23 protein-coding genes and 1 pseudogene are annotated in these 25,885 nt (G+C 64.1%); 13 read left to right on the plus strand and 11 right to left on the minus strand.

Features of this window, described 5'->3' with window-relative positions:
• Positions 1-1,463 precede the first annotated feature (1,463 nt).
• The 3 genes from H0B43_RS37090 to H0B43_RS37100 all read right to left on the minus strand — a co-directional run bounded on the left by H0B43_RS37090 (position 1,464) and on the right by H0B43_RS37100 (position 6,290).
• Positions 1,464-3,416 (minus strand): GAF domain-containing protein, encoded by a 1,953-nt coding sequence (locus tag H0B43_RS37090; RefSeq protein WP_185730340.1) that lies wholly within the window; start codon positions 3,414-3,416, stop codon positions 1,464-1,466.
• 614 nt (positions 3,417-4,030) lie between these two features.
• Positions 4,031-4,480 (minus strand): acyl-CoA thioesterase, encoded by a 450-nt coding sequence (locus H0B43_RS37095; protein ID WP_185730339.1) that lies wholly within the window; start codon positions 4,478-4,480, stop codon positions 4,031-4,033.
• A gap of 709 nt (positions 4,481-5,189) precedes the next feature.
• Positions 5,190-6,290: an adenylate/guanylate cyclase domain-containing protein gene (locus H0B43_RS37100; RefSeq protein WP_312034104.1), complete on the minus strand. Its 1,101-nt coding sequence runs from the start codon at positions 6,288-6,290 to the stop codon at positions 5,190-5,192.
• 469 nt (positions 6,291-6,759) lie between these two features.
• Between H0B43_RS37100 and H0B43_RS37105 the strand changes: the two genes are divergently transcribed.
• From H0B43_RS37105 to H0B43_RS37115, 3 genes and pseudogenes are all read left to right on the plus strand, one after another.
• Positions 6,760-7,563 (plus strand): crotonase/enoyl-CoA hydratase family protein, encoded by an 804-nt coding sequence (locus tag H0B43_RS37105; protein WP_185730337.1) that lies wholly within the window; start codon positions 6,760-6,762, stop codon positions 7,561-7,563.
• Between the two features lie 221 nt (positions 7,564-7,784).
• The gene (locus tag H0B43_RS37110; protein ID WP_185730336.1) at positions 7,785-8,882 is read left to right on the plus strand and encodes a CaiB/BaiF CoA-transferase family protein; all 1,098 of its coding nucleotides are present in this window, start codon (positions 7,785-7,787) and stop codon (positions 8,880-8,882) included.
• A gap of 258 nt (positions 8,883-9,140) precedes the next feature.
• A pseudogene (locus H0B43_RS37115) lies at positions 9,141-9,690 on the plus strand (recombinase family protein).
• Between the two features lie 42 nt (positions 9,691-9,732).
• Here the strand turns inward: H0B43_RS37115 and H0B43_RS37120 are convergent.
• The gene (locus tag H0B43_RS37120) at positions 9,733-10,218 is read right to left on the minus strand and encodes a hypothetical protein (RefSeq protein ID WP_213016522.1); all 486 of its coding nucleotides are present in this window, start codon (positions 10,216-10,218) and stop codon (positions 9,733-9,735) included.
• Positions 10,219-10,506: 288 nt separating this feature from the next.
• Here H0B43_RS37120 and H0B43_RS37125 point away from each other — a divergent pair, with 288 nt between their 5' ends.
• The 4 genes from H0B43_RS37125 (at position 10,507) to H0B43_RS42655 (ending at position 14,606) form a co-directional block, all read left to right on the plus strand.
• Positions 10,507-11,772, plus strand: a complete 1,266-nt coding sequence (locus H0B43_RS37125) for a helix-turn-helix domain-containing protein (RefSeq protein ID WP_185730335.1) — start codon at positions 10,507-10,509, stop codon at positions 11,770-11,772.
• A 232-nt stretch (positions 11,773-12,004) separates the two neighbouring features.
• A complete protein-coding gene (locus H0B43_RS37130) occupies positions 12,005-12,913 on the plus strand; it encodes a hypothetical protein (RefSeq protein ID WP_185730334.1) in 909 nt (302 codons plus the stop codon).
• A 75-nt stretch (positions 12,914-12,988) separates the two neighbouring features.
• Positions 12,989-14,101 (plus strand): phosphotransferase family protein, encoded by a 1,113-nt coding sequence (locus H0B43_RS37135; RefSeq protein ID WP_185730333.1) that lies wholly within the window; start codon positions 12,989-12,991, stop codon positions 14,099-14,101.
• A gap of 373 nt (positions 14,102-14,474) precedes the next feature.
• Positions 14,475-14,606 (plus strand): hypothetical protein, encoded by a 132-nt coding sequence (locus H0B43_RS42655; protein WP_282555519.1) that lies wholly within the window; start codon positions 14,475-14,477, stop codon positions 14,604-14,606.
• A 335-nt stretch (positions 14,607-14,941) separates the two neighbouring features.
• Here H0B43_RS42655 and H0B43_RS37140 read toward each other — a convergent pair whose 3' ends face one another.
• From H0B43_RS37140 to H0B43_RS37155, 4 genes are all read right to left on the minus strand, one after another.
• On the minus strand, positions 14,942-16,282 hold the full coding sequence (locus H0B43_RS37140) for a hypothetical protein (protein ID WP_016881977.1): 1,341 nt from the start codon (positions 16,280-16,282) through the stop codon (positions 14,942-14,944).
• A gap of 139 nt (positions 16,283-16,421) precedes the next feature.
• Positions 16,422-16,751 (minus strand): helix-turn-helix transcriptional regulator, encoded by a 330-nt coding sequence (locus H0B43_RS37145; RefSeq protein WP_016881978.1) that lies wholly within the window; start codon positions 16,749-16,751, stop codon positions 16,422-16,424.
• Entirely contained in the window at positions 16,748-17,851 is a 1,104-nt protein-coding gene (locus H0B43_RS37150) for a site-specific integrase (protein ID WP_172653183.1), read from the minus strand. Before H0B43_RS37150 ends, H0B43_RS37145 begins: the two co-directional genes overlap by 4 nt.
• 337 nt (positions 17,852-18,188) lie before the next feature.
• Positions 18,189-18,515, minus strand: coding sequence for a VOC family protein (locus H0B43_RS37155; RefSeq protein WP_185730332.1), 327 nt, complete (start codon positions 18,513-18,515; stop codon positions 18,189-18,191).
• Positions 18,516-18,728: 213 nt separating this feature from the next.
• Here H0B43_RS37155 and H0B43_RS37160 point away from each other — a divergent pair, with 213 nt between their 5' ends.
• From H0B43_RS37160 to H0B43_RS37175, 4 genes are all read left to right on the plus strand, one after another.
• Positions 18,729-20,066, plus strand: a complete 1,338-nt coding sequence (locus H0B43_RS37160; RefSeq protein ID WP_185730331.1) for a zinc-ribbon domain-containing protein — start codon at positions 18,729-18,731, stop codon at positions 20,064-20,066.
• 436 nt (positions 20,067-20,502) lie between these two features.
• Positions 20,503-21,264 carry a hypothetical protein gene (locus H0B43_RS37165; RefSeq protein ID WP_185730330.1) on the plus strand — a complete coding sequence of 254 codons (762 nt, stop codon included), beginning with the start codon at positions 20,503-20,505 and terminating at the stop codon, positions 21,262-21,264.
• 43 nt (positions 21,265-21,307) lie between these two features.
• The gene (locus H0B43_RS37170; RefSeq protein WP_185730329.1) at positions 21,308-21,769 is read left to right on the plus strand and encodes a hypothetical protein; all 462 of its coding nucleotides are present in this window, start codon (positions 21,308-21,310) and stop codon (positions 21,767-21,769) included.
• 252 nt (positions 21,770-22,021) lie between these two features.
• A complete protein-coding gene (locus H0B43_RS37175; protein ID WP_185730328.1) occupies positions 22,022-22,555 on the plus strand; it encodes a hypothetical protein in 534 nt (177 codons plus the stop codon).
• Positions 22,556-22,605: 50 nt separating this feature from the next.
• On the opposite strand, the gene H0B43_RS37180 is transcribed toward H0B43_RS37175, so the two are convergent.
• Both H0B43_RS37180 and H0B43_RS37185 read right to left on the minus strand, forming a co-directional pair.
• Entirely contained in the window at positions 22,606-22,911 is a 306-nt protein-coding gene (locus tag H0B43_RS37180; protein WP_037232153.1) for a helix-turn-helix domain-containing protein, read from the minus strand.
• 5 nt (positions 22,912-22,916) lie between these two features.
• Positions 22,917-23,228, minus strand: coding sequence for a type II toxin-antitoxin system RelE/ParE family toxin (locus H0B43_RS37185; RefSeq protein ID WP_252190338.1), 312 nt, complete (start codon positions 23,226-23,228; stop codon positions 22,917-22,919).
• Positions 23,229-23,512: 284 nt separating this feature from the next.
• Here H0B43_RS37185 and H0B43_RS37190 point away from each other — a divergent pair, with 284 nt between their 5' ends.
• On the plus strand, positions 23,513-23,941 hold the full coding sequence (locus H0B43_RS37190) for a hypothetical protein (RefSeq protein WP_185730327.1): 429 nt from the start codon (positions 23,513-23,515) through the stop codon (positions 23,939-23,941).
• 44 nt (positions 23,942-23,985) lie between these two features.
• On the opposite strand, the gene H0B43_RS37195 is transcribed toward H0B43_RS37190, so the two are convergent.
• Entirely contained in the window at positions 23,986-24,288 is a 303-nt protein-coding gene (locus H0B43_RS37195; RefSeq protein ID WP_252190337.1) for a hypothetical protein, read from the minus strand.
• A 238-nt stretch (positions 24,289-24,526) separates the two neighbouring features.
• Between H0B43_RS37195 and H0B43_RS37200 the strand changes: the two genes are divergently transcribed.
• The gene (locus H0B43_RS37200) at positions 24,527-24,874 is read left to right on the plus strand and encodes an Lsr2 family protein (RefSeq protein WP_185730326.1); all 348 of its coding nucleotides are present in this window, start codon (positions 24,527-24,529) and stop codon (positions 24,872-24,874) included.
• Positions 24,875-25,885: the final 1,011 nt, after the last annotated feature.

Below are 25,885 nucleotides of genomic sequence, written 5' to 3' on the forward strand. Positions count from 1 at the left end.
TGGGTTGTTGCCAGCCGGACCGGACTCGTCCTGGACGCTGCCGCCCGGACGCACATGCCTTCGGTGGTGACGCCAGTGACGACTCGCTGGAGGGGAACTGTCATGAGCCACTGTGACACGCATCTCAGAACCGGCGGCCCTCACGCGGACCACAAGTTTGTGCACTAATACAGAAGCGGTCCGAGGAGCACCTCCGCTGGGCGTCAGGCGTCCCGCGGTGATAAGGGCGGGTCCGGAACGATTGAGGGTACGTCGACCTGCGGAGAAGGCGACTCCTCTGCCGGCACGCGACCCGCGGCCCCGGCGCCGGTGTTGTCTGCCAGGTTGAGCGGGGGCTGCTGAGGTTTGACCCCGACAGACGATCTTCCTGGCCGGTGCCGTCGACCTCACGGGGCTCGATCAATCAGGCGACCTACAGCGGCGGTTTCCACGGGAGACTTCGGGCAGCCGGTCTGCATCACGGGGAGTACGACGGCCCCGAGGGGTCGAGTAGGACTGGTTTGCCGTGACGGATCCGGATGTCGAGCGGCAGCTCGGGGACCGAACGAGCACTACTACCGGGTCGTCAAAGGGAGCCCGCACCACCACCAGCATCCTGCAGCCCCTGGAACCCGACATACGCGTCACCTCCGTCGGCCGGCAGTTGTGCTGGTGTGACTGTGGGACGACCACTGCGCCCTCTTTGTATGGATACACAGAAATGCCGCGTCGGAAATCATGGCCGCGAACCCCTGGGGCGACTATCGCCGCGAGGCAGACACTGCCGCGGCCCAGGTAGAACAATAGTCGGGCCAGCTCGGACTTCGACCCGGCTACCTACAGAGGAACTGGAAAGTTGCGAGTCCACGTCGCGGCGCGGGTTCTAGCTGCAACAACTCCGTCGACTTGGACGTACGATTTCTCCCTGATGTGTCCAAACGTCATTAGGCACTCTCGCCAGCGACAACAGGTCCGATTCGAGCCGGCTCTCGTGCAGCACTTTGGTTGCCGATCGGAACATCCCTGTGTATGCCGCCGACGACGATGACTCTGCACCCGGTGAATCGGCGGGCGGTGAATCATCGATGTGGATTCGCGGCGGCGATCGTCGTTCGGACTAATGGGCGTTGACGGCGACAGCGGGGCGCGGTGCGAGGTCGCGGCACCGTCGAAATTGGGAGAACCCGTCTGGCGATCGGAAACCCGAGGCCCGTGATGCGCTGCACCTGGCCCGCCTTCTCCGACTCGCACGAGGTGACGTCGATCCCGACGGTGTATCAGGAGATGTCGATGTCGAGTCCCAGCGAAGTGCTGCCCGCCGCACTGGGCCGGGGCGCGAGGCGGCGCAGCAGGGACGCGACTAACTGCTTCCACCTGAGAACAAACCGGCCGTGTAGATCCTGGCCATCGCAGGGCGCCCACGAAGGTCACTGATCGCTATGCGCCTCCAGCAAAGCGGGAACGTCGCTGAAACATAGGACTTGCTATTCCACGTCGGCGTCGGCGTCGTCGGCATCGATCTGATCGCTGGTTTCCGCGAGATGATCTGTCATTGGTAGGGCGGATGCCGGGGGAAGCAGACCATTCATCCGGAGAATGAGAAGTGCGAGCTGTGCAGTGAGCTGGGCGTGTGCATCGGTGGCGACGTCGAGGCCGGTCAGCTGCTCGATCCTGGCGGTGCGGTAGCGGATGGTGTTGGCGTGTACCCCGAGAAGTCGCGCGGCGCGTCGAACGCTCCACCCGGCATCCAAGAAGACGCTGAGCGTGGTCAACAACTCCCGGGTTTTGGCGCTGTCCGACGCCAGGAGCGGGCCAAGTGCGTCATGCGCGTAGCGCAAGGCATCAGTCGGGTCGGTGGAGGACAAGAGCAGACGGCCGGCGCCCAGTTCGTCCACTGTGAGGAATTGAGTGCCGGGAATGCCCAAATGGTGGTGCATGCAGGACAGGACCTGACGGGCCTCGTTGAAGGCGCGGGTGTCCTCACCCGGGGCGTGGGCCACGGTGGAGATGGCAACGTTCAGCGCGTTCTCGGAGGCGATTCCGGTGAGGGCTGCACGGACTCGATTTTTGGCCCAGGCGACGCCGCGACGGTGATCGGCACTCTCGGGAAGCTCGAGAATCAGGGCAATGTCGTTCCCGGATGGCGCAGCCATGACCGCCGAAGGTGAGTCACGATCGGTGAGCCGTTTTGCCAGCATCTGAGGTGAGATTTGCAGGGTCGCGTCCTTCTGCCGCGCGGCAACCAGACATACGACGCGGGGAACGTCCAGACGTAGGCCCAACACCTCGGCCCGCTCCTCGAGGGCCGCGACCGACTCATCGCCACGTAACAGAGATCCCGTGAACGCCTCGATCGTGTGCCATTGAACGGTACCGGCGCGTCGCTCACCGGATCTTTCCAGCGCGATGTTCAGCGCGGCGCGGCGAACCACGGCCTCGTCGAGTGGGCTCAATCGACGACCGTGTTCGGCGACTACCACGTAGCCCCAGCAATCCTCATCGAGCATGACGGCGCAGAGGAGGAGACGATGATGCAGCCCGAGCCAGGGGAGGGGTTGGATCACCGTGGGCGTTCCGGGCTTCAATTGGGCAAGCGATTCCTTGACCGCTGGAGCCTCGCGAATATCCTTGTCCAGCAATTTAGGGGTGAAGTTCTGCGCGGACCTGGCAGGGGAGGACAACACTCGTCGGCGGAATGCGTTGTCGTAGATCGCGCACGGTTTGCCCAGAAGGCGGGCGACCGTGTCACCAATCTCCCTTAGGCTCGACCCTCGAAGAACTATCTCGGTCAGCTGCTCTTCCAGGCTGGCGGCTTGCCGCAGTTGTTCGATTTGGGTGGCTACGGTGGACAGACTCGAGCGCAGCCGAGTGGTCAGCTGTGTCTGCCGGATCGCCGTGGCCCCCAGGTCCGCGAACGCGACAGCGAGTTCCTGGTCCGCGGCGCTGAATTCGACAGGGGTGTTTTCGCTGTCGAGGTAGACGACCCCGATGACTTCATCGTGAAGGACCATCGGAACACCGAGGACGGATTGAGCGTTCCATCGACGCATCGCGGATTTGATCGGGCGCGGGTCAGACAAGGTGTTCAAGAGGGCCACCGGTCGGCGAGTCGTGAGGATCTCCCGGGTGAAACTGTCCTGCATCGTGCCGCTGACCAGCTGTTTGACTTGGGCGTCGATATTGGTCGGGGCATGCGCCGCCCGACCATGCAGAAGCCCGGTCTCCTTATCCACCAGATGAATGCTGCAACGGTCGGCGCCGGTCAATAGGGACAGCTTCTCGGCGATAACATGCAATACGACATCGAGATCGCGGCCCTCGGCCAGCGCCTCGGCCACCTCACGAAACGCGGTGCACGCCCGGATGTCGGCCTGGTACGAACCTGGTGCCGTGCCAGCTGGCTTACGTTTGTCAGGCAAGGGGGCTGCAGTGCTCACACGAATCTCCGTTGATCTGGGTCATGCCTGGAGGCAACCCGTAATGTGAAACCTGCCACATGACCCATGTAGCGCCATGTTCGCGATGCGGAACCCTGATGTCAAATCTCCGCGTGGCTTCATCCAAAATGGCCGCGTGAATCTTTTCGTTGCCTCACGGGAGAATTCCCGCGTAGCGGTGTGTCTATTCACTTCGTGCGGTGGTCGAGGGGTAGGGCCGGATGATGGAACTAACCATGGCTGGCGAAAATCTCGACGAGCTGTGCGCCACGACCGGCTGGCATAGCGACCATTCCCACAAGGCATTACGGGCAGCTTTGACCAGAAGGCGGTACGTCCCGGACAGCGCGCCCACCGACGCCGAACATTGTTGCGGCATTGATCTTCTGCTGGGTGGTGCTGGGAATACCGGGCGGCAAGCGGCGGCGCGGCGTTGCCCGACTCGTGCCCATTCTGCACGCGTTCGGTGAACTCGACATCTACGACGTCACCGCACTGTTTGCTGGTCGGCAGGCCTGCGGCCACCATCGACCGACAGCCGGCGCCGAACGCCAGAACTTGCGGGGCCGGATGTCCGTGTTCGTCACGACACCGACGCACAAGACCGTGGCCTGTCAAAGTTGGATCTGGGGCAGCAGGCACTTGTGTAACGCGAGCCGGTAATCCTCACTCAACCCGGCCGCGCCGGCTTGGCCTTCGACGGTGTTGACGTCGACAGACCGCGCCACGGCCACACAGCGGCCACCCTGGAAGAGAGCAGCCCCTTGCCGTACCGAGGTTCTTCCGATCTCATCGACGCCGATTCCGATCTGTACCTCGCCGGGGTAGGAAACTTCCGCGGCATAGTCGATTTCGACGTGTGCCAGTACCATCCTCATCGCGCGTTTCTCGGAAAGATAGCTGTCTACCATTCGATACAGATGGACCCGTGCCTCTTCGAAGAATCTCGCGATCGCCACGTTGTTCACATGGCCGATGGTGTCAATGTCCCCGAACACCAGGCTGAGGTCGCGCTGACACGGGTACTTGTCGAGCGGCAGGCGATCCAGGGGGTACATGGTCATGAATTACTCCACGGTGTCCGTGTTTCATGGATGAGAAAGCCGACCACAGGCCGAACGCACTCTCCGCGTCGTCGGACGTCGCTGAACCAGGTCGGACATCGCCTACTCAGGTGGTGTGGGGTGGGCATCGGACGAACAAGCATGTGACGATCGTCTCAGCAACGCCAGTGGCAGGGTTTTTCTCGGGGTGCACACGCTGTGCACAACTCCAGAAACTCACGTGAGTGGGACCCACACAACCGAGTCGCTATCCGGCCACCACTGCCGATTGTCCGATTCTTGTGGACTCACCCACCGCCAAAATGCGCAGGAAGCTGCAGTACTTGGGCGAATTCTCGGTTGATCTGGACCATCTCAGGCAAACCACCACCGTCTGAGACCTGCCACATGAACCCATGTAACTGTTCGCCATGCGGAACCTTGAGGGCAAAATTCGTCAACACATAGACATGAGCCGATCGGGGCGCTACCTGAGCGTCGACCGAACTGATCGAGCACAGGGATGGGGAGTCGAGTCCCGTCCAGCCCATCGCTTCGAGGACGGAGACTGTCAACGACGATTTTGGACGAGGGTCATGAGGTGGTGAGCGGTCCTTACGGGGTGCGGACCCAGACCCAGGTGCCTGACTGCCAATTTGCGAACCTGCACACGGCTCGCGTGCAGGGACATACTCGTTCGTCTTTCTGTTCTGCAAGCGCGGCCACCACATCAACGATCCTGCATCGGGGATTGGTCGCCCTTTTGTTGCTTCAGGAGTATTCGATATAGCTGATTTCCCCCGGTGAATCCCTTCAATTGATGTGTTCCCGCCGATTCAATGGTCATTTCTGCACTTTTTATTCGGCGCATGGTCTCACTGTCTGCAAGGACCTCGCGCGGCTCCGCTATTGTGGCGATCCTACTGGCCCGATTCAGCGGTTGGCCAATCCAATCGCCAGCGCTGCGGACAGCAGTACCCCACGCAATGCCGGCATGTATGGGCGGAAGGCCATGCTGTTGGGCGGCGGTAACAATTTTGAGCACAACCGCAGCCAGACGGGTTGGATCGGGTGAGAGTAACATCACCGCGTCGCCCACTGTTTTGACGAACTGGACCGGCGGCTCGATCAAATCGGTAGTTAGGGTGTCAAGTCGATCAGCCAAGTCGCCCAGTTCGGTCGGCGTCAACTGTTCGCCTAAAACAGTGAAACCGACCATATCAGCGAAACACACTGCGATGTCTTGCGCTTCAGGCGCGTGCTCGGCGGTGATGTCTGCACGAATTTGTTGACTGATTTGCTGTCGAAGGCGAGTGGCAACTGCCCGGTGGAGAAGTTGGGATTGAAATTCGGCGAACCGTTGCAATTCACGCGCAAATTGTAAAGCGATCTCGGGTCGATCGCGGTTGGTGTCCAGATTCTTTTGTATCAATGACTTGCTTGCGTCGGCCAAAGTTGACGTATTTCGTCCCACAATCCGGGCGAACGCGAACAATCCAGCGTCTGCGATACCCAAAGCCCGATACTCGGTGAGTAATTGCGCAAGGCGCAGGTCGTCGTCGTTATAATCTACCGAGGTACTTGTAGACACGCCGCGGCCCATTGACCTGAACCATCTCTCAACGTCTTCCGGCGATATGTTGGTCGATTGTGAAATCTGCTCCAACGAGTACATAGCGCCGTGGGGCGACAGGGTCACGTCGAGCAATTGGTGACCTAACTGGCCTTCACGAGTTGCGGACGCCAGGCCATCGGTACTGATCCCTCGGTCGGCGAGATGTTGCAGTATCCGGATCCGGATAGATCGTTCTGTTCCGTCCAGGCCATCCAACAAGTCCGCCTCTGCGAATTCGCGAATACGCCGGTGTCGTCGAAGAACTCGGACGAACGCGGACAACGGACATCTACCCCTTGACGACGGCACCTCAAAATTGTCTCAGGCCGCGCACGAGGCGGCTCGGGACCAGACTCAGCGCCGATTCCATGCCCAGCCGGGGGCTGCGTCGTCTCGAGCTTCCATCATGGCGTGGGCGGACTGGGGTCGGTTCGGCTTCGTGTTGGGGCTGCGCGCGCGCAAGTTCGGGATGACCCATGAGCCTGCACAAGGCGGCAACTGACCCTGCGGGCGATCGTAGAGATCACCTAGCTTAAAGGCCTGTCCGGCACACGCTGCAGCCAGCGACATGGGCACGCCCTCAGCCGACGACCCGAGTTCTCTGTAGAAATAGTTATTGGAATACCGTCCAGGGATCTATCTCCAGGAGGGGATGCAACCTGGGTCGGACGGCTAGATTGCCCCCATGGGTGAAGACAGGGTCCGTGTCCGAGTAGCGGATAACGGTGTCGCGACGGTCACCATGGTCCGCAGCGACAAGCTCAACGCGTTGGATCATGCAATGTTCGAAGGATTGCTGGAGGCCGCCGACGAGTTGGCCACCAACCGACGTGTTCGAGCAGTTGTACTCCATGGAGAGGGTAAGAGCTTCTGCGCGGGCCTGGACGTTCCGAGCTTTCTGGCTGGTCCCACGGGTATCGATGGACTACTCGTCCGAGAACACGGCGGCAAGGCCAATTTCGCCCAGCGCGCAGCTCATGACTGGTCGCGCGTCCCTGCGCCGGTGATCGCCGCCATCACCGGCAACTGCTTCGGAGGAGGCATGCAGATCGCACTCGGCGCCGACATCCGTATCGCCGCGCCTGACGCGAAACTCTCCATCATGGAGGTCAAGTGGGGGCTCGTGCCGGACATGGCGATCACACAGTCGCTACCCAGGCTGGTCGGCATCGACGTCGCCAAGGAACTTACTTTCACCGGCCGCATCCTCTCCGGTGATGAGGCCGATGCGCTTGGCCTGGTCACTCGCACGGCGGAAGACCCGCTCGCATCCGCGTTGAGATTGGCAAACGAAATAACCCAGAAGTCACCCGACGCGGTCCGCGCGGCCAAGCGCCTGTACAACGAGACCTGGTCCGGCACCGACGCCGCCGCGGCACTCATGCTGGAAACGGACTTGCAAACCGAACTCTACGGAAAACCTAATCAGGTCGAGGCCGTCACAGCGGGCGTCTGCAAACGCGCTCCGTCGTTCGCCGATCCAGACTGAGGCCTGCCCCAGGGAGTCACGACACAATAGGCGGAGATCCGACGGCGCATCCCTCATCGCAGGGTGGTGACAGTGGCGTGTGCTCCTCCCTAGCGGTGGCCTAAGTTCGAGTGGGATCAGAATTTGGACAACACACCAGGGCTGATCTGCCGAGTCAGCGGCCCGCTCATCACCTGAAAATTAATGTCGACGGGATACGTCGTCCGTCGGGAGGAACTCGCGTGTCTGCTCCAGTTACAGAGAAGAAGGGCCCCCTCGCGGGCATTCGCGTCGTCGAATTCGCCGGCCTCGGACCGGGCCCGCACGCCGCCGCCCTCCTGGCCGATCTCGGCGCCGACGTGGTGTGCGTCCAGCGTCCCGGAGTGATTCCGCCGGACGGCCCGTACGACCAGATCCAGCGGGGTCGTCGCGTCGTCGAGGCCAATCTGAAGGACCCCGAGCAGGTGGAGAAGGTTCTCGGTCTGATCGAGCGCGCGGACGTCGTGATCGAGGGCTTCCGCCCCGGTGTCACCGAGCGCATGGGCCTGGGCCCGGACGTCTGTCTCGGGCGCAACGAGCGACTCGTGTACGGACGGATGACGGGCTGGGGCCAGGAGGGTCCGCTGGCCAGCGCGGCCGGGCACGACATCAACTACATCTCGCTGACCGGTGTCCTGCACGCCATCGGCCGCAAGGGTGAGCGTCCCGTGCCGCCGCTGAACATGGTCGGCGACTTCGGCGGCGGTTCGATGTTCCTGATCTTCGGGATCCTGTCGGCGCTGGTGGAACGCCAGTCTTCCGGCAAGGGCCAGGTCGTCGATGCGGCCATGGTCGACGGCGCGCTGGCCCTGTCGCACATGATGTGGGCGTTCCGCGGCCGCGGCGTCTGGTCCGACGAGCGGGGTGTCAACCTGCTCGACACCGGCGCGCCGTTCTACGACACCTACGAGACGTCCGACGGCAAGTACATGGCCGTCGGCTCGATCGAGCCGCAGTTCTACGCTCTGCTGTTGCAGGGCCTCGAACTCGACCCCGCCGAACTGCCGCAGCAGATGGACATCTCGGCGTGGCCGCAGATGAAGAAGGTCTTCGCGGAGAAGTTCCTGTCGAAGACCCGCGACGAGTGGGCGGCCATCTTCCTCGGCACCGACGCCTGCGTGTCGCCCGTGCTGACGTTCGCGGAGGCGCCGTCCAACGAGCACATCGCCGCCCGCGGGTCGCTGATCGACCTCGACGGCGTCACGCAGCACGCCCCGGCGCCGCGGTTCTCCCGCACCCCGGCCGGCGCACCCACCCCGCCTGCCCGCGAGGGCGTCGACATCGACACCGTCTGGATCTGACCTGGAACAGGCGGAAGCATGCATAGCGGCGGCGCCTGTATCGAGGCTGCCCTCGTCTCAGCGATGCCAGATATAACGTCCGGCCGACCTATCCCACCACAGTGCGCAGCGGGTTCACTCATTGTGGCGGTCCGACGGCAAAAAGCCGAGCCAGCGTCGGGCATTTCGTGCAGTTATCTCCTGACAAAGCGCGTCGAAAGTCCGCTGCGCAACCTGGGGAAACTCCTGCTGGTCGTGCAGCCAACTTCTGAAACCGACATCGGGTATCTGAGGGTAAGTGGCACCGATCAGGTGCTGGATTTGCAGAGGGACGCTCCGGCGGCCGCCGGGTGCTCGAGGGGTCTGGGAGGAAGTGGCGAGCGGTGCCAAGAAGGACCGCCCCGAACTCCTGGACCTACTCGGGCATCTTCGCGCCGGCGACACCCTAGTCGTGTGGCGCCTGGACAGGCTTGGGCGATCGCTGAGTCATCTGATCGAGACGGTCGAAGGCCTCCAGGAACGCGGGGTGGCATTCAAATCGCTCACGGAGACGATCGATACCTCTTCTCCCGGGGGGATGCTGATCTTTCAAATCTTCGGCGCGCTAGCACAATTCGAAAGAGCGTTGATTCAGGAGCGGACGGTCGCCGGACTCGCTGCAGCACGGGCCAGGGGGAGGGTCGGTGGGCAGCCCAAAGCAATCGACGCAGCGAAGGCCCGACACATCCGACAGATGATCGAGGCTGGGACCCCGAAGAGCGAAATCGCCTCAGTTCTGGGGATCGGCCGCGCGACACTGTACCGACATCTCTCGGAGACGTCGCTGTGAGGCGCAGTGGAGGGCGATTTCGAGAAAGTGAGCCACGAAAACTCAGTAGTACTCCTGGATGTAGCCGAGTGCCTTTTCGAAGACGTCGTTGTCACGGATCTTGAACTGGACGTACAGCGTCTTGCGCAGGGCTCGGCGAACCTCTTGATCGCCACGGATAGTGGCCTGCCAGCCGTCGAAACGGACAGCACGGACGACCTCGTCGATCCGGGTGACCAGGTTCTCGACGATGACCGGGGTGCCCACGGTCTTAAGCGCATCGAACAGTTCGGTGAGAGCCGCCTTACCCTGTTCTTCCCGGGGCATTTCGTCGACGGCCTTCGCCGCTGCCACGGTGTCACGGGCTAGTTCCAGCAGCTCCCTCAAGAAGTCGAGACTGGACTGTTGGATGTCGGCGTACTTCTCCCGCAACTGGTTCAGGCGCTGGCCAAGTTCGACGAACACCGGGTTGTTGAGGTGCCGGGCGATCCGGGCGGTGATCTGCTTCTCGATCTCCGCAGCGGTGACGTCCTTCTTCTTGCCGCTCATCAAGGATTTTGAACTTCGAGACCCCTTGAGGGTGGAGCATCACCGTGTCGCCAGTCATCACCCGCGATGGAAACCACCCGCGAAGCCCTCTTGCCAGCGGGTTAACATGGACTTAATATTGGACCAAAAGGAAGCGGTGCTGCCGCCATGCCTCGTTCATGTCTGCAACGGCCCGCGCGGGCCCGATTTCGTGAGCTGCATCAGTCGGCTACACCTTGCTAAACGACACAGGTCAGCCGTGCAGCCGACTCCTGAAACTGACACCCGTGCCGCCGAGAGGAAGTCCACATGCAGTCGGAAGTCGTGCCGGATGTGGTCAACACGGCAGAGCTCGCGGTCGCGGCGGCGGGCATCGAGGTCCAACGGTTGGCACGGGCGCTGTTGAGGCACACCACCGAGATCGCCGCCGACGTGACGAAAAGCGTGGTCGAGGCGGTGCCCGAGGTGGCCCCCCTTGATATTCCTGATTCCCTCGCAGCTTTGGGGGAGAGCACCGAGCACAATATTGGAGCGATTCTCTCGATGTTCGCATTCGACGCGGTGCCGACCGCGATCGAGCCGCCGGCGGCGACTCTTCGGACCCTCCAGGGCACGATCTCGGCAGGAGGTGACCTGGCTACGGTGTTGCGAGCCTTTCGTGCCGGGCACGCCGCGGTCTGGGAGCGTTGGTCCACGTACGTTCAGCGGGAGACCGAGTCTGCGCTGGTCCCGAATGTTCTCGCATACTCGTCGAAGCGGCTCTTCGCTTATATCGACGGTGCCTGTGAACAACTCGTGACTCGACACCGGGAACTCTACCCGAACCGCGGTGATCAGCAGGCAGGGCCGCGGTCGCGTCAGGCCGCGTTGGCTGCCCTTCTCGATGGCTCGGCGGCCGACGAGCGTGCTGCCGCCGACGAGCTCGCGTACGACGTCCACGGCTACCATGTGGCGCTCGTACTTGCTCCGGCCGCGGCGTCAGCGAACGTTCGGGAGGCGCTCGGTGCCCTGGTCGCCGCAGCCAGTCCGGTCCGCACGTTCACGCACACGAGCGGGGACGGGCGGTGGTTCGTGTGGCTCGGGTGGGATGTGGCGCCGACGCCCCAGGTGCTGCGCGCTGTCGCCACCGTGGCAACCGACGGTGTTGTCGTCGGGATGGGGGCCGCTGCTTCTGGGATTCGGGGGTTCCGGCGATCTCATGCGCAGGCGTTGGAGACCCTGCGGACGGTGCAACTGCGTCCCACGGCTCTGACGGGGGTTACACAGCACTGCGAGGTCGAGTTGGCCGCCGTCCTCGTCGCCGGAAACGCCGACCGGTCGCGTCGCTACGCCGCGGAGCGCCTTGGGCTCCTCGGCGCGCGCGACGAGTCGACCGCCAGGCTCCGCGAGACGCTTCGCGTGTTCTTTGCGACCGGAGGCAGCCAGAAGCAGACGGCCTCGCGGCTGTCCGTGCACGCCAAGACCGTCGCCTATCGGCTCGCGCGAGCCGAGGAGCTGCTCGGTCACCCGGTTTATCGGCATCGCACCGAGGTCGAGGTGGCGCTGCTGATTGACCACGCGCTGGCTGGCCCATAGGGACAAAGATCGTTATCTCGTCGAGAGTAAGGCGCGGGTCCGTGCACGCTTAAGCGAGCCGGCACGCCGCTGCGGCGCCAACGTGCGAGCGGTCACTTAGCTCGGCGAGCGATTGTCGGACGGCGGAGTGCGTGTGAAGGATGGTGTGGGCCCCGTCACACGGACGAGGCCAGGCCGGTATGGCGCTCCCGCCGGCGCCGGCGACACGATCCCGAACCAACCGAGGAGACTCATGGCGTCCACCGTCACGTCGACCGAGCACTTCGCCCGCCACATCCTCCGGCCGGAGGATGTGGCGCGAGAATCGTTCCTCTACAACGTCAAACTGCCCGATCAAGGACTGGTCGGCCTCGTCTACACCTGGGTCGACGCGCAGAGCGTCGCGGGCTGTGCCGCGTGGATCTACGGCGGAAACCCCGATGGATCGGCCATCTTCGAGATTGCCGACGGCATCCAGGTCCCAGCCGACCAGGGGTTCGACGCGTGGACGGTCGGTCCGCTGTCCGCCTCGATGCAGCCCAGCAATGAGGGGACGACGGTCAGCTTCGCGGGCGATCGGATCGACGTCGAGATCGAATTCCATCCGATGCACGAGCGGTACCTCTACTCCGAGGCCCCGAGCGGATGCCCGTCGTACTTTGCTGACGACCGTATGGAGCAGAGCGGTCGGGTATCCGGCCGGCTTCGAATCGACGATCGGTCGATCCCGTTCGAGGCACTCGGCCACCACGACCATTCCTGGGGGACGCGGGACTGGGGCGCCGTGCAGCACTACAAGTGGCTCGAAAGCCAAGCGGAGGACACGGCGGTCCACGTCTTCGATCTTCAGGCCTATGGCGAGAGACACCTCGCCGGCTACGTATACCGCGACGGCGTCCGGTCCGGAGTCCACTCTGCGGACTGGGATGTCACCTACGACGAACGATGGGTCCAGCAAACGGTGGAGCTGCGCGTCGTCGACGAGACGGGCCGGAGGACGACGGTGACCGGCCAGACGTTCTCTGACATCGCGTTCCCCGTAGATCCGAACGCGACTCTTGTCGAAGCGATGGTCCGAGGGGAGGTCGGCGGTCGACCGGGCACCGTCTTCCTCGACTTCCTCTGGCCGCCGGACTACATCGCGCACATCACCGCCAAGTAATCCGGGGCGTCGTGGCGACGCCCTGACCCTGACCCCCGGCGCCGCTGTCTGCGGCACGAACCAAAGGACCACACCATGGCTGTGCTCAACCACTTGGATGAGACCGCGACCAGGACAACCCTGACGCATTGGTTGTCGAAAAAGCTCGACGGCGCGTCGAACGTCGAGATCCCGGCGATCTCGATCCCAGCCTCGGCAGGAATGTCGATGACCACAATCTTGTTCTCGGTCAGCTACGACGCGGAGGGGAGGCGACGCGAGCTCGATCTTGTGGCGCGAGTCACGCCCGCCACCCCCGGGATTTTCCGGGAGCCCGACCTGGCGGCAGAGTTCGCGCTACTCACGGCAGTTGCCGAGCACACCGCGGTCCCGGTGCCCCGGGTTCGCTGGCTCGAAGACGATCCGGCGCTGCTGGGTGGCCCGTTCCTTGTGATGGACCGCGTCGATGGTCGGGTCCCGGGGGACGATCCGCCATTCGTTTCCGAGGGCTGGGTTGTGGATCTCTCGCCTGCTGAGCGGGGACGCCTATTCGACAACGCGCTGGGCGCACTGGCCGAACTCCACGACGCCGACCCCAAGGTGCTCGGGGTCGAGTTCTTGCACAGCAGTGAGTTCCGCGAGCCCGGGATCGCGCACCAGCTCGCCGAGTGGCGCCAGTTCTACGACTGGACGGCAGAGTCCGGTCGGATCGCCAACATCGAGGCGGCATACGAATGGCTCGAGGAGCACCGTCCCGACGACGATGAGCTGGTGCTTTGTTGGGGCGACGCCCGGCTGGGGAACATCATCTTCGGCGCTGACCAGTCCGTAGCGGCGGTCCTCGATTGGGAGATGGCGACCATTGCCAGCCCTCAGCTGGACCTCGGGTGGTTCGTTCTTTTCGTGCGGTACTACTCGGAAGGCATCGGGGTTCCGCTGCTGAAAGGGCTTCCGACCCGCGACGCCGTGATCGCGCGGTATCGCGAGCTCACGGGCCGCAGTGCGGCAGATGTCGACTACTACGAGCGATTCGCCGCCTACCGCCTCGCGATCATCATGGCTCGGATTGGCCGTCTGATGATTTCGGGCGGAGCCCTGCCCGAAGACAGCGCGATGCCGGCGAACAACCCTGCCAGCCAGGTCCTGGCGCGTTTGTTTGACCTTCCAGCCCCCGAAGGTGCGGAGGCCAACTACATCGGCCACCGCTGAGCGGACGCCACACGTGGCCCAGCAGGTCGGTGCCCGTCACCAGTCGCCGTCGCCGGTGACGCAGCCGCAGACGCTGCAGGCGGTGTCGAATGCTGGCTGTTCGGGTTCGCAATGACGGCAGTGGTGTCGACCGATCAGGGTTCCGAAAAGGGCCGTTCACCGGCATCGGTCTGAGCTGGCGGATTGCCGTTTGACCCGTCCGGTGAAGATCGCCGGTTGGGTGTGTTCAACGGTGCAGAAAGATGTGGGTCGGTTGCCTACTGGCCGACGAGTATCGGAATCCGCTAGCAACTCGCGGATTGCACGCGTAACTCAACGTGAGCACGGTTGGCTCGAACGACCAGCCGAGTCCGCCGACTACGGCGACGCGACCATGACAGCGGGCCGATCGGGGTCGTGGGAATCGGCCCTTCTGCTCGACGTCATCTACTTCGGGAACGGCCTCAACCTCATCTCCGACGCCCCCGACAGCGAGGAACACCGGGCATCCGGGCCGAACGGATGAAATGTGGAGGGCCTTACTGGTAACCCCGCATATTCGGTCCGTGCGTATGTGGACTCCGAATGATGACTGTCGTTAGGCGTGAGTTTCATCTGTCAACGGTCGCTCGGCGGCGCAGGACATTCTGTGTGCGCTCGGACACCTCCTGGAACGGTGCCAGCTCGTCCATATCCGCGTCATTCATGATGGACTCCACACCAGTGGTAGCCAGGTATCGGACGCCTCCACGGTTCACGTACGGATACCAGCACGGACCGGTACTTCGATACACCACACCCTCCGGAACTTTCCTCCAGCTGTTCCAGGTGCCCTGATTTGCGTCAGTCATTTTGTTCCTTTCATCTGTGGTCCGCGGCGTATCCGGCCCAAGGTTGCGCCACTTCAGCGGCATGGCGATGTGCGATCTGCTGGCTGTAGCCGAGCATGTCCGCCACGACCGGAGCAGGCACCTCAGACACCAATGTGCGGATCGCTGTGGTGCGAGCACCGAGGAGATCGATACCGAGGGCGCGCAACCGGTCCATGATCGTGTTCGGGTGCAGGTGACGGCCGGGCGTGCGGCCGGGAAAGAGCCACTCCGAGTCGCCATCTCGGACCGCATGCAGGTTGGGCCGTTGCGCGAGGTGTTCGGTGAGCATGCCCGCGAACGGCGCCGGAATGGGCGCAGGATGTGTGCCGAGGACAAGATATGGACCGTCTGACGCCAGGAGGACGTCGGACGTGCGATGGGATGCGATCCTCGCGATTGGTTGAGCGTAGAGGAGCAGCAGTGTGCCGGCGATCCGATAAGGCAGGGATTCGCTGTTACCGGTCAGCAGTTCACGCAGCCAGGCGATCCGTTGGTCCTGGGTGATGGTGGGGGAGGAGCGGGCACGGCGGGGGCTGATCAGGATGGTGGTGTTGACCCGCGCACGTCGAGCCCAGACGAAGAACGTTCGGATGCAATGGCGGGTGGTCGGTCCAACAGCCAGCCATTCATCGACGTCGCGTTGGTTGCATGTCGAGGCGACGCGTCCGTGGGCAGCGAGTAGCCAGTCCAAGAACTTGATTGTCTCGGCAATCTCTTGTTTGGCCGCGTGGACAGGACCGCGCGTCGAGGATCCGGTGGCCGAGATGTCGCGGATCCGCCGAAGGTGGTGCCATGTAGCGAACTGTTCGACGGGTTGCCGCACGGCCGCCTCGCCGATGGCATCGAGCTTGACCCGCAGCCAGTGCTCGAAGCGGGCGAGATAGGCGTCGCGTTCGGGTAGGAGACCATGATGCTCGAGCAGACCCCGGAGGTGGGACGCTCGATGGCCGTGTCCGAGCTCGTCGATCCCTTCGTGACTCATCGAGATCGTACCGACCGCCAGCTTGCGCAACATCTCTCGTACCTGGGCCGGTCGCATCCATGTGATCAGGCTCTCGGGGCGCTCGTCACGGCACAGCCCATCCACAAAAGCGGTCATCGCACCGGGATCCGCCGAATCGACGACCAGCAGTTCTGTGAGGTCGTCCCGAAGAGCGCAGCGAGCGCAGATGCTCCGGCGGTAGTGCTCGGCCTCGACACCACATCGGGAGCAGGCGAGGTCGTCGGTGATGCCGGCACATGGTCCGCAGATCGGGCCGTCGTGGGAATCGAGGCGGCCGGGTAGCAACCGCTCCAACCCGCAGATCGGACAGTGACCGTGCGTGCGCATCGCCGCGTAGAAGCAGGTGCCGCAGATTGCGCCGTCGGGCCAGCGGGCGCGGATCCTGCCTACCTGCCGACCGCATCGATCACAACTGGCATCACCGGTGGTGCGAGGGCGGCCCCGGCGCGTCGACCGGGGCGTCACCTCAATCATCGGAGATCACGCGGGCTCGTCTCGGGCGGGCCGCCTTGTTCATTTCGACCACGTCCGCGGTGGAGGCGGCGCGCTTGCGTCGGGTGTCGGTGGCGGTCACGGTGACCAGGTCATCAACTCCGCAGCCGAAGATGTCGCAGAGCGCTGCGACCATCTGCAGCGAAACACGTTCCGGGCGCTGGGTGACCAACCGGTAGACCTGGGGGCGGGACAATTCAATTCCACGTTCGTGCAGCAGGGGCATCAGGTCGGTGCTGTTGTGCAGCCCGCGCGCGGCCATGAGTTCTGCCAGCCGCCAGGTGTAGTCAACGGTGCGCTTCACGAAAATCGTCCTTCGTCGGAGAGTGCGGCATCCATCGAGGCGTCGAGAGCACGACGCAACGTGCGGATACGGAAGTCACTGGACACGCATGTATAGATGGCGGTGCTGCCGGCGTGGTCATGGCCCATCTGTTGTTGCACGAACAGAGCGTCCCAGCCGTCCTCGATGAGGTGGGTGGCGTAGGAACGACGCAGCGAGTGCAAGTCGAGCCCGGGCTCGAGGTTCAGTTCAGTGCAATACCGCCGAAACCGTCGCAGCACAGTGTTCTCGGCGACGAGGGTCCCGCGTTCGCTGGGAAACACGTCGATACCGTCGTCGAGGTGCCGCTGCCCATTGGCGAGCCAATCCGCGGCGACTTCGGAGGTCCAGTCGAAGACCGTCAGGACGCTGCGCCGTTTCGGTGCCGAACCGGGTTTGGCCTTGCCATACCGGATGTGGACCAGGCCGTATCGACCGAACTCTCGGGCGTGCGGGTTCCGGGCGAAATCGACGGTCTGCAAGTGGCGGATCTCGTTGAACCGCAATCCGAAGGCGTAGGCGAGCTTGAACATCGTGGCGTCTCGGTAGGCCGGGAGCCACCCCTTCCGTCCGGACGCTGCTATCCGCGCGACCTCGTCGTCCGCGCGGTCGAACAACGCCTGCAACTCCGGTTTGGTGAAGGCGCGCTTGGACGGACCCGACTCGTTGTCTTGCACGTGCTGCGCGGTGTTCCAGTCGAAGAAGACCTGACTCGGATGCGTGCCGAATCGCTGCTCGCATACCCGGTCCCACCCGTAGGTCGGATCCGCTACATACGAACAGAACAGACGCAGCGCCACCTGGTAATTGCGGACGGTGGACTGCTTCGCGTGCCGTATCGAGCGCAAGTCCGCGAAGAACTCGTCGACCATCGCCGGAGTCCACTGCCAGGGGTATTCGTTGGTGGAGTGGAGGAAACGGCGCACGCAACGCTCGCGTTGCTCGATCGTGGCGTGCTGAAGATTGCGGCACAGCTGCTGATTGCGCCATCCCTGGAGCATCTCGGCGACTGTCTGCTCCTCCGGATGCAGCATCGGAACGGCATCCACAAGATGCACCCGGCCGCTGTCGTCGACTCCCACCGAACCCCCTCGGGGCGGTCTCATCTGATGATCGAATGATTCATCGAATGAATCATAGCGAGAAGGTCCCTGCTCCGCGCGGCAACCTGAGGTGCCGATGCGGACGCAGCCATCGTGTCACCGCGACCCGCGCCGACCGACCTACCTGTCCGCGACCGTGAAGTCGCAGGTCACCGCCTCCGGCGACGTTTAGATCCGGACGGCTCCCACGGTTCCCTGCATGAAGCCGATGATGCATCTGATGAAATACGGAGCAGTCGAGTTGACATAATATTCGTTATCGGTAGTTCTAAAAGGCTTTCTTGCAGCGGATTTGGCGTTCCTGTGCGGTTTGCGTCTACGGGTTAAGCGCCGTAATTCTGACCCGGTTGCCCGCGGGGTCGGTGATCGTCGCTGTCCCGTCGATGATCGTTTCCGGGATGATGTCGTGGTGCTCGAGGTCGGCGAGGACACCGACCATGCCGTCTACCTCGAGCGCCACCATGGAGCTGCCGGCGCCGTACGGATCGAGTACCAGTTGCAGGGCCACGTCACCGGTGATCCGCCATTCAGCGAGATCGGGCAAGTGACGGTCGGCAGGTCGGCCGAAAAACGTCGTGTACCAGGCAACGTCGACGTCGACGTCGACGACGGCGACTACTGCGTTTACACGGCTGGGCTTCATGGACGGTCATTCTCCCAAGCGGACCGGAGCGCATCGATTCGACCCTCGACGCCGGTAAAGCGTCATCGGTACTCCGAACTCGCTGACGATGCTGCCGGGATACGGCGATGTGCTGCCTACCGTCGGATGCGTGTGCGCGTATCGGTCGGGGGTGTATGGAGGGTCTTGATAGAACAGAGGTAGTGATACCGATGGTGAGCCTTGAGGGGGCATGTGCGTTTCAAAGATGAGCACCCAGAACTGTTTCGTCAGCTACATCCCACCCGCAATACTGGGGTCGATCTTGATGCGATCACGAACTCTTCACACGAGATGCTGTGGTGGCGTTGTCCCGTCGGTCACGAATGGCGAGATACACCGCTGCAACGGCGATCGCACGCGAGGTGGAAGAAGGGGGATCTCACCGCCTGCCTGTACTGCGTAGCTCCCGGCTGCATCGTTCACAGTTGCGGTCACCGCAGGCTACGGCCCAGCGAGTCCACCTTCCGTGTGCTCGCCCACCCGTGCGACAAGTGCGAGATCACAGAGCACACACGCCTGATCCTCGACGCGGTTGACGATTCGACCGCCGCGGCGGTCCGCCTCCTCGATGACAGCCCCCTTTACACCCTGTTCTGTGGCAAAGCGACCGACACAGTCGAGTGGTGGGATGAGATCTTTCCGCTGGTGGAGGCATACTTCGTGCGGATGGTCAGCGTGTACGTCGCGATCGCGACCGTCGAGCATCGTCCCACGCCCAGCTACCCGACATCGAGTCTGCTCGGCGCGTGCATGCTGCGCATCCTCGACGCACTGCCGCAGAACTGCCGGGAGGAGATGCACTCGGTCGTGCCGGAAGATGCCGGGCACTTTCGGGACGGGTATCTTCCCGGCTGGCATGCCAGCGAGATCGGATGGGCGCTGAAGAAGCTCGGCTTCGACATTTTCGACGCATCCCTACACGACGATATTGAGCGGCGCGTGCAATTCTGCGAGCAACAACGCTTCACCGCGACCGGTGAACTGCCCCCGGTCAACCTCGCAGACAGGCACTATCCCGCCTTCACCCACCTTCCCCGGGACCGCGAGAGCGGAGCGCTGTCGGAACTGGGCCGATTCCGGCCGAAGCAGCTCCCACCGCGGATCACGGCACTGCGGGTCACGCTCGGCGACTCCGCACCCGCCGACACCGACGACCCCCTCGGCCGAACTCACATCGGTTACGCCCCGGATCTCACGCCACAGGAACTGTGGGAGCGGGGACGCGGAGTGTGGAAGTTCCGCGCGGATCACGTCGCCGCCTCGACGATCGTCCTCATCGTGCACGACAAGACGATTGTCCTGGTCGCCTCGATCACCGGACTGACCCTGCACCGCGGCGGTCTCGCCATTCTCGGGGAGCCGCTGACCGATCATCCCCTGACCGGTAAACCGGACCCACTGCATACACCGAATCCCCTTGCGCACGGCGTCATCAATGGTGAGGTCGAACGCAATGGGTGGGAGCCCGACCCTCAACGCATCCGCGCGTTACCGCGGCGGCTCTCACCACTACCGCGAACGGCGTCGTAGTGGCGACCAACGGCTACATGGTCAGCGACCGACATCGGGTGCAGTCGAACCGAGGAACTGCCGAGCTCGTGCGTTTCTTGCCTGAGAATCCCCAACTCCCACAGCTGCTCCACCGTACGCACCAGCCAGGCGGTCACTACCGGCGGAAACGGGGACCACATGCTCCAGCTATCCCCCACCAGATGAACGAAATGGTCCATCTCACTCTCCTTTCGGGCGAAGCCCCCGACTGCGTGTACGCCGGGCTGGGCTTCATGGATGGTCATTCTCCCCAGTGGGCCCGGCGTTCATCACTTTGACCATCGACCCTCGGTCCGTACCTGGCTGCGGATAGCCGATCGAGGTGAAGCGGTGGGTGGGGTGATGTTCGGCGCCGCGGCACGATGATGCGCGATAGTGGCAGGGGTTCGGGCCGCTCGATGAAGGAGGTCTTCTGGTGTCACTGTCGCTGGCCGCGTTGGCGGACCTGGCCGAGGAGCAGGGCCGTAGCACCGTTGATCTGTTGTCGCCGCGGGTGCGGTTCCAGAGCGTGGGTCACAGTGATCTCGATGCGTGCCTGGACTGGTTCGCCGAACTGATCATGACGGTAGACATCGACGACGCCGACGACGTGATCGTCGGCTCACTCGACTTCACGGTGATCCGCCTCGGCACCGAGGACCCGATCGCCCTGTGCCTGGACCAGTTCGATGGCGATCACGAGATGCTGGCTGGGTTGTTCGACGGCAATCAACTCGCCGAACAGGTCGAGGAACAGTACGAGACCCTGACCGTCGTCACCGAGGCAGTCCTGATCCCGAACATCACATTCGTCACCGAACCGCTGCGGGGCCACGATCTGGGGGCGTGGCTGGTGTCGGAGACGATTCATCGGATGCTGCCCACCGGGCTCGTGCTGATGTGGCCCTACCCGGTGCTCTGCACCGGGTCCGCCGCCGGCTCCGACCCAGAGGCTGATCCGGACGCGGATCCGGTGCACATCGCCGCGCTCGACAGCGCCATCGGCCGGCTCTCGGACCACTTCGAGCGGTGTGGGCTGACCCCGGTCGAATCGGCGCCGTGGGCGCTGGGCATGTCGACCACCTTCGAGGCGCTGGCAGTGGCACGGTCGCGACTCAGTGCGGTCCGCCGCACCACGGTGTCGCTGTCACTCGATCAGCTCCGGGCCGCTTCCCCGCCACCGGCACCGGACGAGTAACGGAAATCCCCGCCACCTCCGCCCGACACAGAGGAGAACACCGATGCGCACCTTCGTCCATCTGGTCCTGTTCGCGTGCGCCATTGCGGTCACGATCGGTGCCTTCCTTCCCGTCGCCTGGGGCATTGCGCCGGGCGACGTCGCGCTGATCGATCTGCGCGACGGCTTCCCCACCGCAGTCACCGTCGAGCAGATCGAAAATCAGGTCGTGACCTTCTACAAGTCGATGATGATTTTGCTGCTGGGAGCTGCGGTCTTGCTGCTGGTCGCCGCGCTGGTGGGGTCACGTGCGGCCGGGTGGCTGGGCGTGATCGTGGGGATCGGCACTCTCGCGGTCTTCGGGTGGCGGCTCAATGAGCGTGTCGGCGACTACCTCCGGGACAACTATGACATCGTGCTCACCGATCGGTGGGGGCTGTACCTCGCCGGCGGCGGCCTGATCATCGCCCTTCTTGCGCTGCTGGTTCCGAGGGAACGACTGACGGCGGCTGATTTACGCGTCTGATTCGAGGCGGTCGGTCGGTCGAGGTGGGTGGTGGATGCTGAACCGCTTCGGAAGGTGATGTCGTCGGATGCTGCTAGGTTCATCGGTCAGAGCCGGTTGTTGCACGGCTGACCCCGAGCCGCCGTGATGCCCGCATCATCATTTTCGGTGGCACCCGAGGGCAAGGTCCGCTGGATCTGCGACAGCCGATCCGTCATTGACCGTGGCGGCGGATGCGGGGCGTCGCCCGTGCGTAGTGATTGGACCGCCGCGATGACGAAGAATTCCGCGAAGAAGAAGGCCGCCCGCACCTATCAGGCCACTCACCCCGGAACGACGTTCCCCGAGGCGCTCCGCGCGGTGGAACATCCCGCTTCCGACGCAGGCGATGCGACCGCTCCCGTGGCTGAGCAGCCCGCCCCTGCCCCGGCCGAGGACTGGCCGATCGGCCGGCTCGTCGAAACGATCTGGGCGATGGACGCGGAGGCGAACGGCGGCGTCGACGCCCTGCGGCGGAATCGGCTCGCCGACTGGGTTGCCCGCGCCCGCGCCGTGCACCGGTGCGGGTGGACGGCCGCCGAACCCTGGTCGTCCGGCGAGCGGGAGGCCGCTGCCTGGATTCTGGACGATCACGACGCGATGGACAGGTTCGACACCACACCGGCAGAGATCGTCACCCGCCTCGGCTACGACATCCAAGCCCGCAGCCGCGGGGAAGCCGAGCACTACTTGAATACCGCCAAGGCCGCCTTCGCGGGCGAGCACGATCCCACCACCGGACTGGCCTCCGACCAGAACGGACCATGAGTCATCCGAGACCAGCCGAACACCAACCGGGCTATCCCAGGCCGTCGGTCTTACGCGATCTGGAAGCGCTCGTCGCCGAGTTCGACTTCGACGCGCAGCGCGCCGCCGACGGCTTCGACATACCGGCGCAACGTGTCGATCTGCACACGCTCGAGGTCCCCGTGCTCGATGTTGGACACCCGGTTCTGCCCGACTCCGAGCCGCTCGGCCAGCTGCTTCTGTGTCATCGCCACCGATTCGCGCAGCTCCTGAAGTCGATACGCCCGCACCTCGTCGATCATGCGGGCCTTGTGCGCCTCGACCGCGCCGCGATCGACCGGACGCTCGGCGAGCAACTGCTCGAGACTCTTTGCCATCGTGTTCACCTACCTTCCAACTCGTCCAGACGGGCCGCGAAGCGGGCATCGGCGATCGGGATGTTGACCTTGTACCAGCTCTTCCACTGTCCGGCCTTGTTGCCGGCCACCAACAGGATCGCCTTCCGTTCCGGGTCGAACGCGAACAGCACCCGCAACTCCGAACGGCCACTCGACCCCGGCCGCAGCTCCTTCATGTTCTTGTGACGCGACGCCTTCACCGTGTCGACCAACGGTCGGCCGAGCTGCGGTCCACGCTCCGCGAGTAACTCCAGTGCGGCCACCACCTGCTCGTACGACGACTGATCCAGCGCCAACAGCCACTCTTCGATCAGCCCCTACCTCTACGGTCCACTTCCCCACCGCGCGAGATTATCACACCTAGATGATATCACTTTTGAGTGATAATTGGCACGGCGGCTGGCGGGGAGTGTGGGTTGCCGGACGCGGTGCGACTGGGCGAAGTTCCGGGTCCGTCCCCGGTGAGGTCGGACAGTAACGAATGAGGAGAGCGTGACGACGGCATCGGTGACCCCTCGCCCGCGCCGCCGAGCGTGTCCGCGAGCGAACCGAATGAGGGTCCTCACGAGAGGACAGATCCATGCGACGCCGTACCTCGCACGCCCTACCCGGACGCCGGACGTCGATCACCACTGTCCTGGTCGGACTGGGTGCCCTCTTCCTCAGCGCCGCACCGGTCGCGAGCGCAGCGCCCGCGGACACCGCCCTTCCGGTGCCAGTAGTCGGGATCACCACGCTCCCCACGGGATTCCCCAGCCTCGTCTACACGCAGGTGACGGTGCGCACCGACCCGGAGAGGCGGGGTATCACCGAGTTCGTCGGCTACTGCTCCTGCACCGTGCACTGGCGCAACATGTCGACCGGAGTGGGAGGAACCGTGGTCCCGGCGGTCAAGCCGACACCCGTCGTCACCGGCTCGGGAACCCTGGTTGCCGCCATGACGGTCGACGGCCGGTCCGGCGTTGCCGTCACGGCACTGCCCGGCGCGGGCACCTGGAATGTCCCGTGAGATAGCGGATTTAAGTAGTAGACCAGCCCCACGGCGATCAGGGGTCACCAGATGGCGAGCTGACCGGTTTCCTGCCGGCGCGATGCTGCCGGGGTGGTGTCCCACCGCTTGCGGGACTGGTGGGCGGTCAGGCTGGTGGCTTCGCCGATCTCTGCCCACCCGGCGCCGGCTGCACGGGCGCGAGCAATGTCCTCGGCGAGGTCGAAATGCGCCTGGTGCGCGATCGCGATCCGCACCAGCAACCGTTCCTTCACCGAGTTCGCGGCGGTGCTCCGGTGCGCGTACCAGGCCCTCGAACCCGGCGTGGGAGCGGCCATCACCCGGTCCGCCAGGCGTTCGAGCAGCATGTCCGCCTTCTGCGTCAGCAGTTCTCCGCCGCGTCGGCAATCGCCGCATTCGACACTGCGCTCTCGCCCATACCGCGCAGCGTAGCGACGGGGTACGACACATCCTCCGATGCCGACGAAGCCGCGCCACCCACTGCGCCCGCGCCACACGGCGCCGGTTGCCCCAAGTTCCCGTGGTCGGATCGGGGCGCTGAGCCCAGTACTGTCGTCTGGTCCGTACCGGCGAAGGAGTGAATCTGTGGCACGCAAGGTCGTAGTGGAGATGGTCGACGACATCGACGGCACCGTGTTCGGTGACGACGGCGAGAGCATCCACTATGCCGTCGAGGGCGTCGAGTACGTGATCGATCTCAAGGACGAGCACGCAAAGGAACTCCGGGAGACCTTCGAGTACTACATTGCCCACTCCACCCGAGTCGGGGGCCGCAAACACCGCTCGGACCGGCAGGTAAACCCCGCTACCGTGAGGCGGTCGTCGGGTGAGACCCAGAAGATCCGAGCGTGGGCGATCGAGCAGGGCTACGAGATCTCCTCCCGGGGCCGCATCCCCACAGAGATCGAGCAGGCCTTCCACGACGCCCACTGACCTCCTGTGACCGGTGCAGACCGTGCACTGCCCGGCGGCCCCCTGGCTGGGGAATACCACCCGATGGTCCACTGTTGAAGACGCTGACGGTGGCGCATACCCCGTGTACCACACCAGAACAGTCGTTGCGAGCGACCACTTGCCGAGAGGCGATATGGCGTCACTGTCACCCCCCGACCGGGTAAGACCTGCACTGCGCAGCGTTCCCGGGCGAAGGGGATGAGGAGCCGCTGACACCGGGGAAGGTGCCGGCGGCATTCCTCTGCCCTGGTGACCATGGGAGAGGCGAGAGATATGGGCATGCACCCCCGTGAGCGGCACGCGAGAGCCCCCGTCAGGGGGACCTGACCTGTTCGGCTGGCGGGGGCCTCTGCACCGGTGACTTCGAGGATGCGAAGGACCGGTGGTCGAGGCGGTGCGTAGGCGGTCGATGCCTTGTGCTGGGACCGGTGTTCGACCTCCCGCGGGCGGGGTGCTCGGGGTTCGCCGCGCCGCGTCGACGCAGAGACAGGTGCGGGAGGTGGCAGCGGGCGAACCCCGTCAACTGATGCCCTCGTCGTGGTTCCTTCCTCCTCCCTCGGCTCCTGTCTGACACGGAAAGTATTCGTGCGGTTGTGGTTTCACGCTTTGGGGGGGGTGATCGCTGCGTGGCCCGGATCTCCGGGGCCACCGGCGTCGACACCGTCCATCGCCCCGACACGGGAGGGGGCGGGTGCCGGCGTCCGGCCGCGGTGGTGACCACCCGGGCGAGCAGGGCCACCGCCCGCGGCGTGAGCGCGTCGGCGAGGATGCGGTCCGCATCGGCCATGAGCAGTGCGTAGTCGAGCTCGTGCCACGGCCACACCACCTCGCGTGGGCACTCCGGTGCCGGGATGGGGTCCGCCTCCGCGGCCCTGTCTTCTGCGGCTCCGTGATCTGCGAGGATGTTCGCCGGTGTCATGGTCTTTCACCCCCTCCCGACCCCTCCGGGGTCGGTGCGCTGTCGACGATCCGACTGGGCACCCCCTTTTT

Origin of the sequence: Rhodococcus sp. 4CII (assembly GCF_014256275.1) — a bacterium.
GTDB lineage: Bacteria > Actinomycetota > Actinomycetes > Mycobacteriales > Mycobacteriaceae > Rhodococcus_F > Rhodococcus_F wratislaviensis_A.

What these genes read in the sequence shown, in the direction of transcription:
- H0B43_RS37095 (WP_185730339.1), bottom strand. Translation starts at nt 4,480, where the DNA reads ATGACCATGTACCCCCTGGATCGCCTGCCGCTCGACAAGTACCCGTGT.
- H0B43_RS37105 (WP_185730337.1), top strand. Translation starts at nt 6,760, where the DNA reads ATGGGTGAAGACAGGGTCCGTGTCCGAGTAGCGGATAACGGTGTCGCG.
- H0B43_RS37120 (WP_213016522.1), bottom strand. Translation starts at nt 10,218, where the DNA reads ATGAGCGGCAAGAAGAAGGACGTCACCGCTGCGGAGATCGAGAAGCAG.
- H0B43_RS37125 (WP_185730335.1), top strand. Translation starts at nt 10,507, where the DNA reads ATGCAGTCGGAAGTCGTGCCGGATGTGGTCAACACGGCAGAGCTCGCG.
- H0B43_RS37130 (WP_185730334.1), top strand. Translation starts at nt 12,005, where the DNA reads ATGGCGTCCACCGTCACGTCGACCGAGCACTTCGCCCGCCACATCCTC.
- H0B43_RS37135 (WP_185730333.1), top strand. Translation starts at nt 12,989, where the DNA reads ATGGCTGTGCTCAACCACTTGGATGAGACCGCGACCAGGACAACCCTG.
- H0B43_RS42655 (WP_282555519.1), top strand. Translation starts at nt 14,475, where the DNA reads ATGACAGCGGGCCGATCGGGGTCGTGGGAATCGGCCCTTCTGCTCGAC.
- H0B43_RS37140 (WP_016881977.1), bottom strand. Translation starts at nt 16,282, where the DNA reads ATGCGCACGCACGGTCACTGTCCGATCTGCGGGTTGGAGCGGTTGCTA.
- H0B43_RS37155 (WP_185730332.1), bottom strand. Translation starts at nt 18,515, where the DNA reads ATGAAGCCCAGCCGTGTAAACGCAGTAGTCGCCGTCGTCGACGTCGAC.
- H0B43_RS37170 (WP_185730329.1), top strand. Translation starts at nt 21,308, where the DNA reads ATGCGCACCTTCGTCCATCTGGTCCTGTTCGCGTGCGCCATTGCGGTC.
- H0B43_RS37175 (WP_185730328.1), top strand. Translation starts at nt 22,022, where the DNA reads ATGACGAAGAATTCCGCGAAGAAGAAGGCCGCCCGCACCTATCAGGCC.
- H0B43_RS37180 (WP_037232153.1), bottom strand. Translation starts at nt 22,911, where the DNA reads ATGGCAAAGAGTCTCGAGCAGTTGCTCGCCGAGCGTCCGGTCGATCGC.
- H0B43_RS37190 (WP_185730327.1), top strand. Translation starts at nt 23,513, where the DNA reads ATGCGACGCCGTACCTCGCACGCCCTACCCGGACGCCGGACGTCGATC.
- H0B43_RS37195 (WP_252190337.1), bottom strand. Translation starts at nt 24,288, where the DNA reads ATGCTGCTCGAACGCCTGGCGGACCGGGTGATGGCCGCTCCCACGCCG.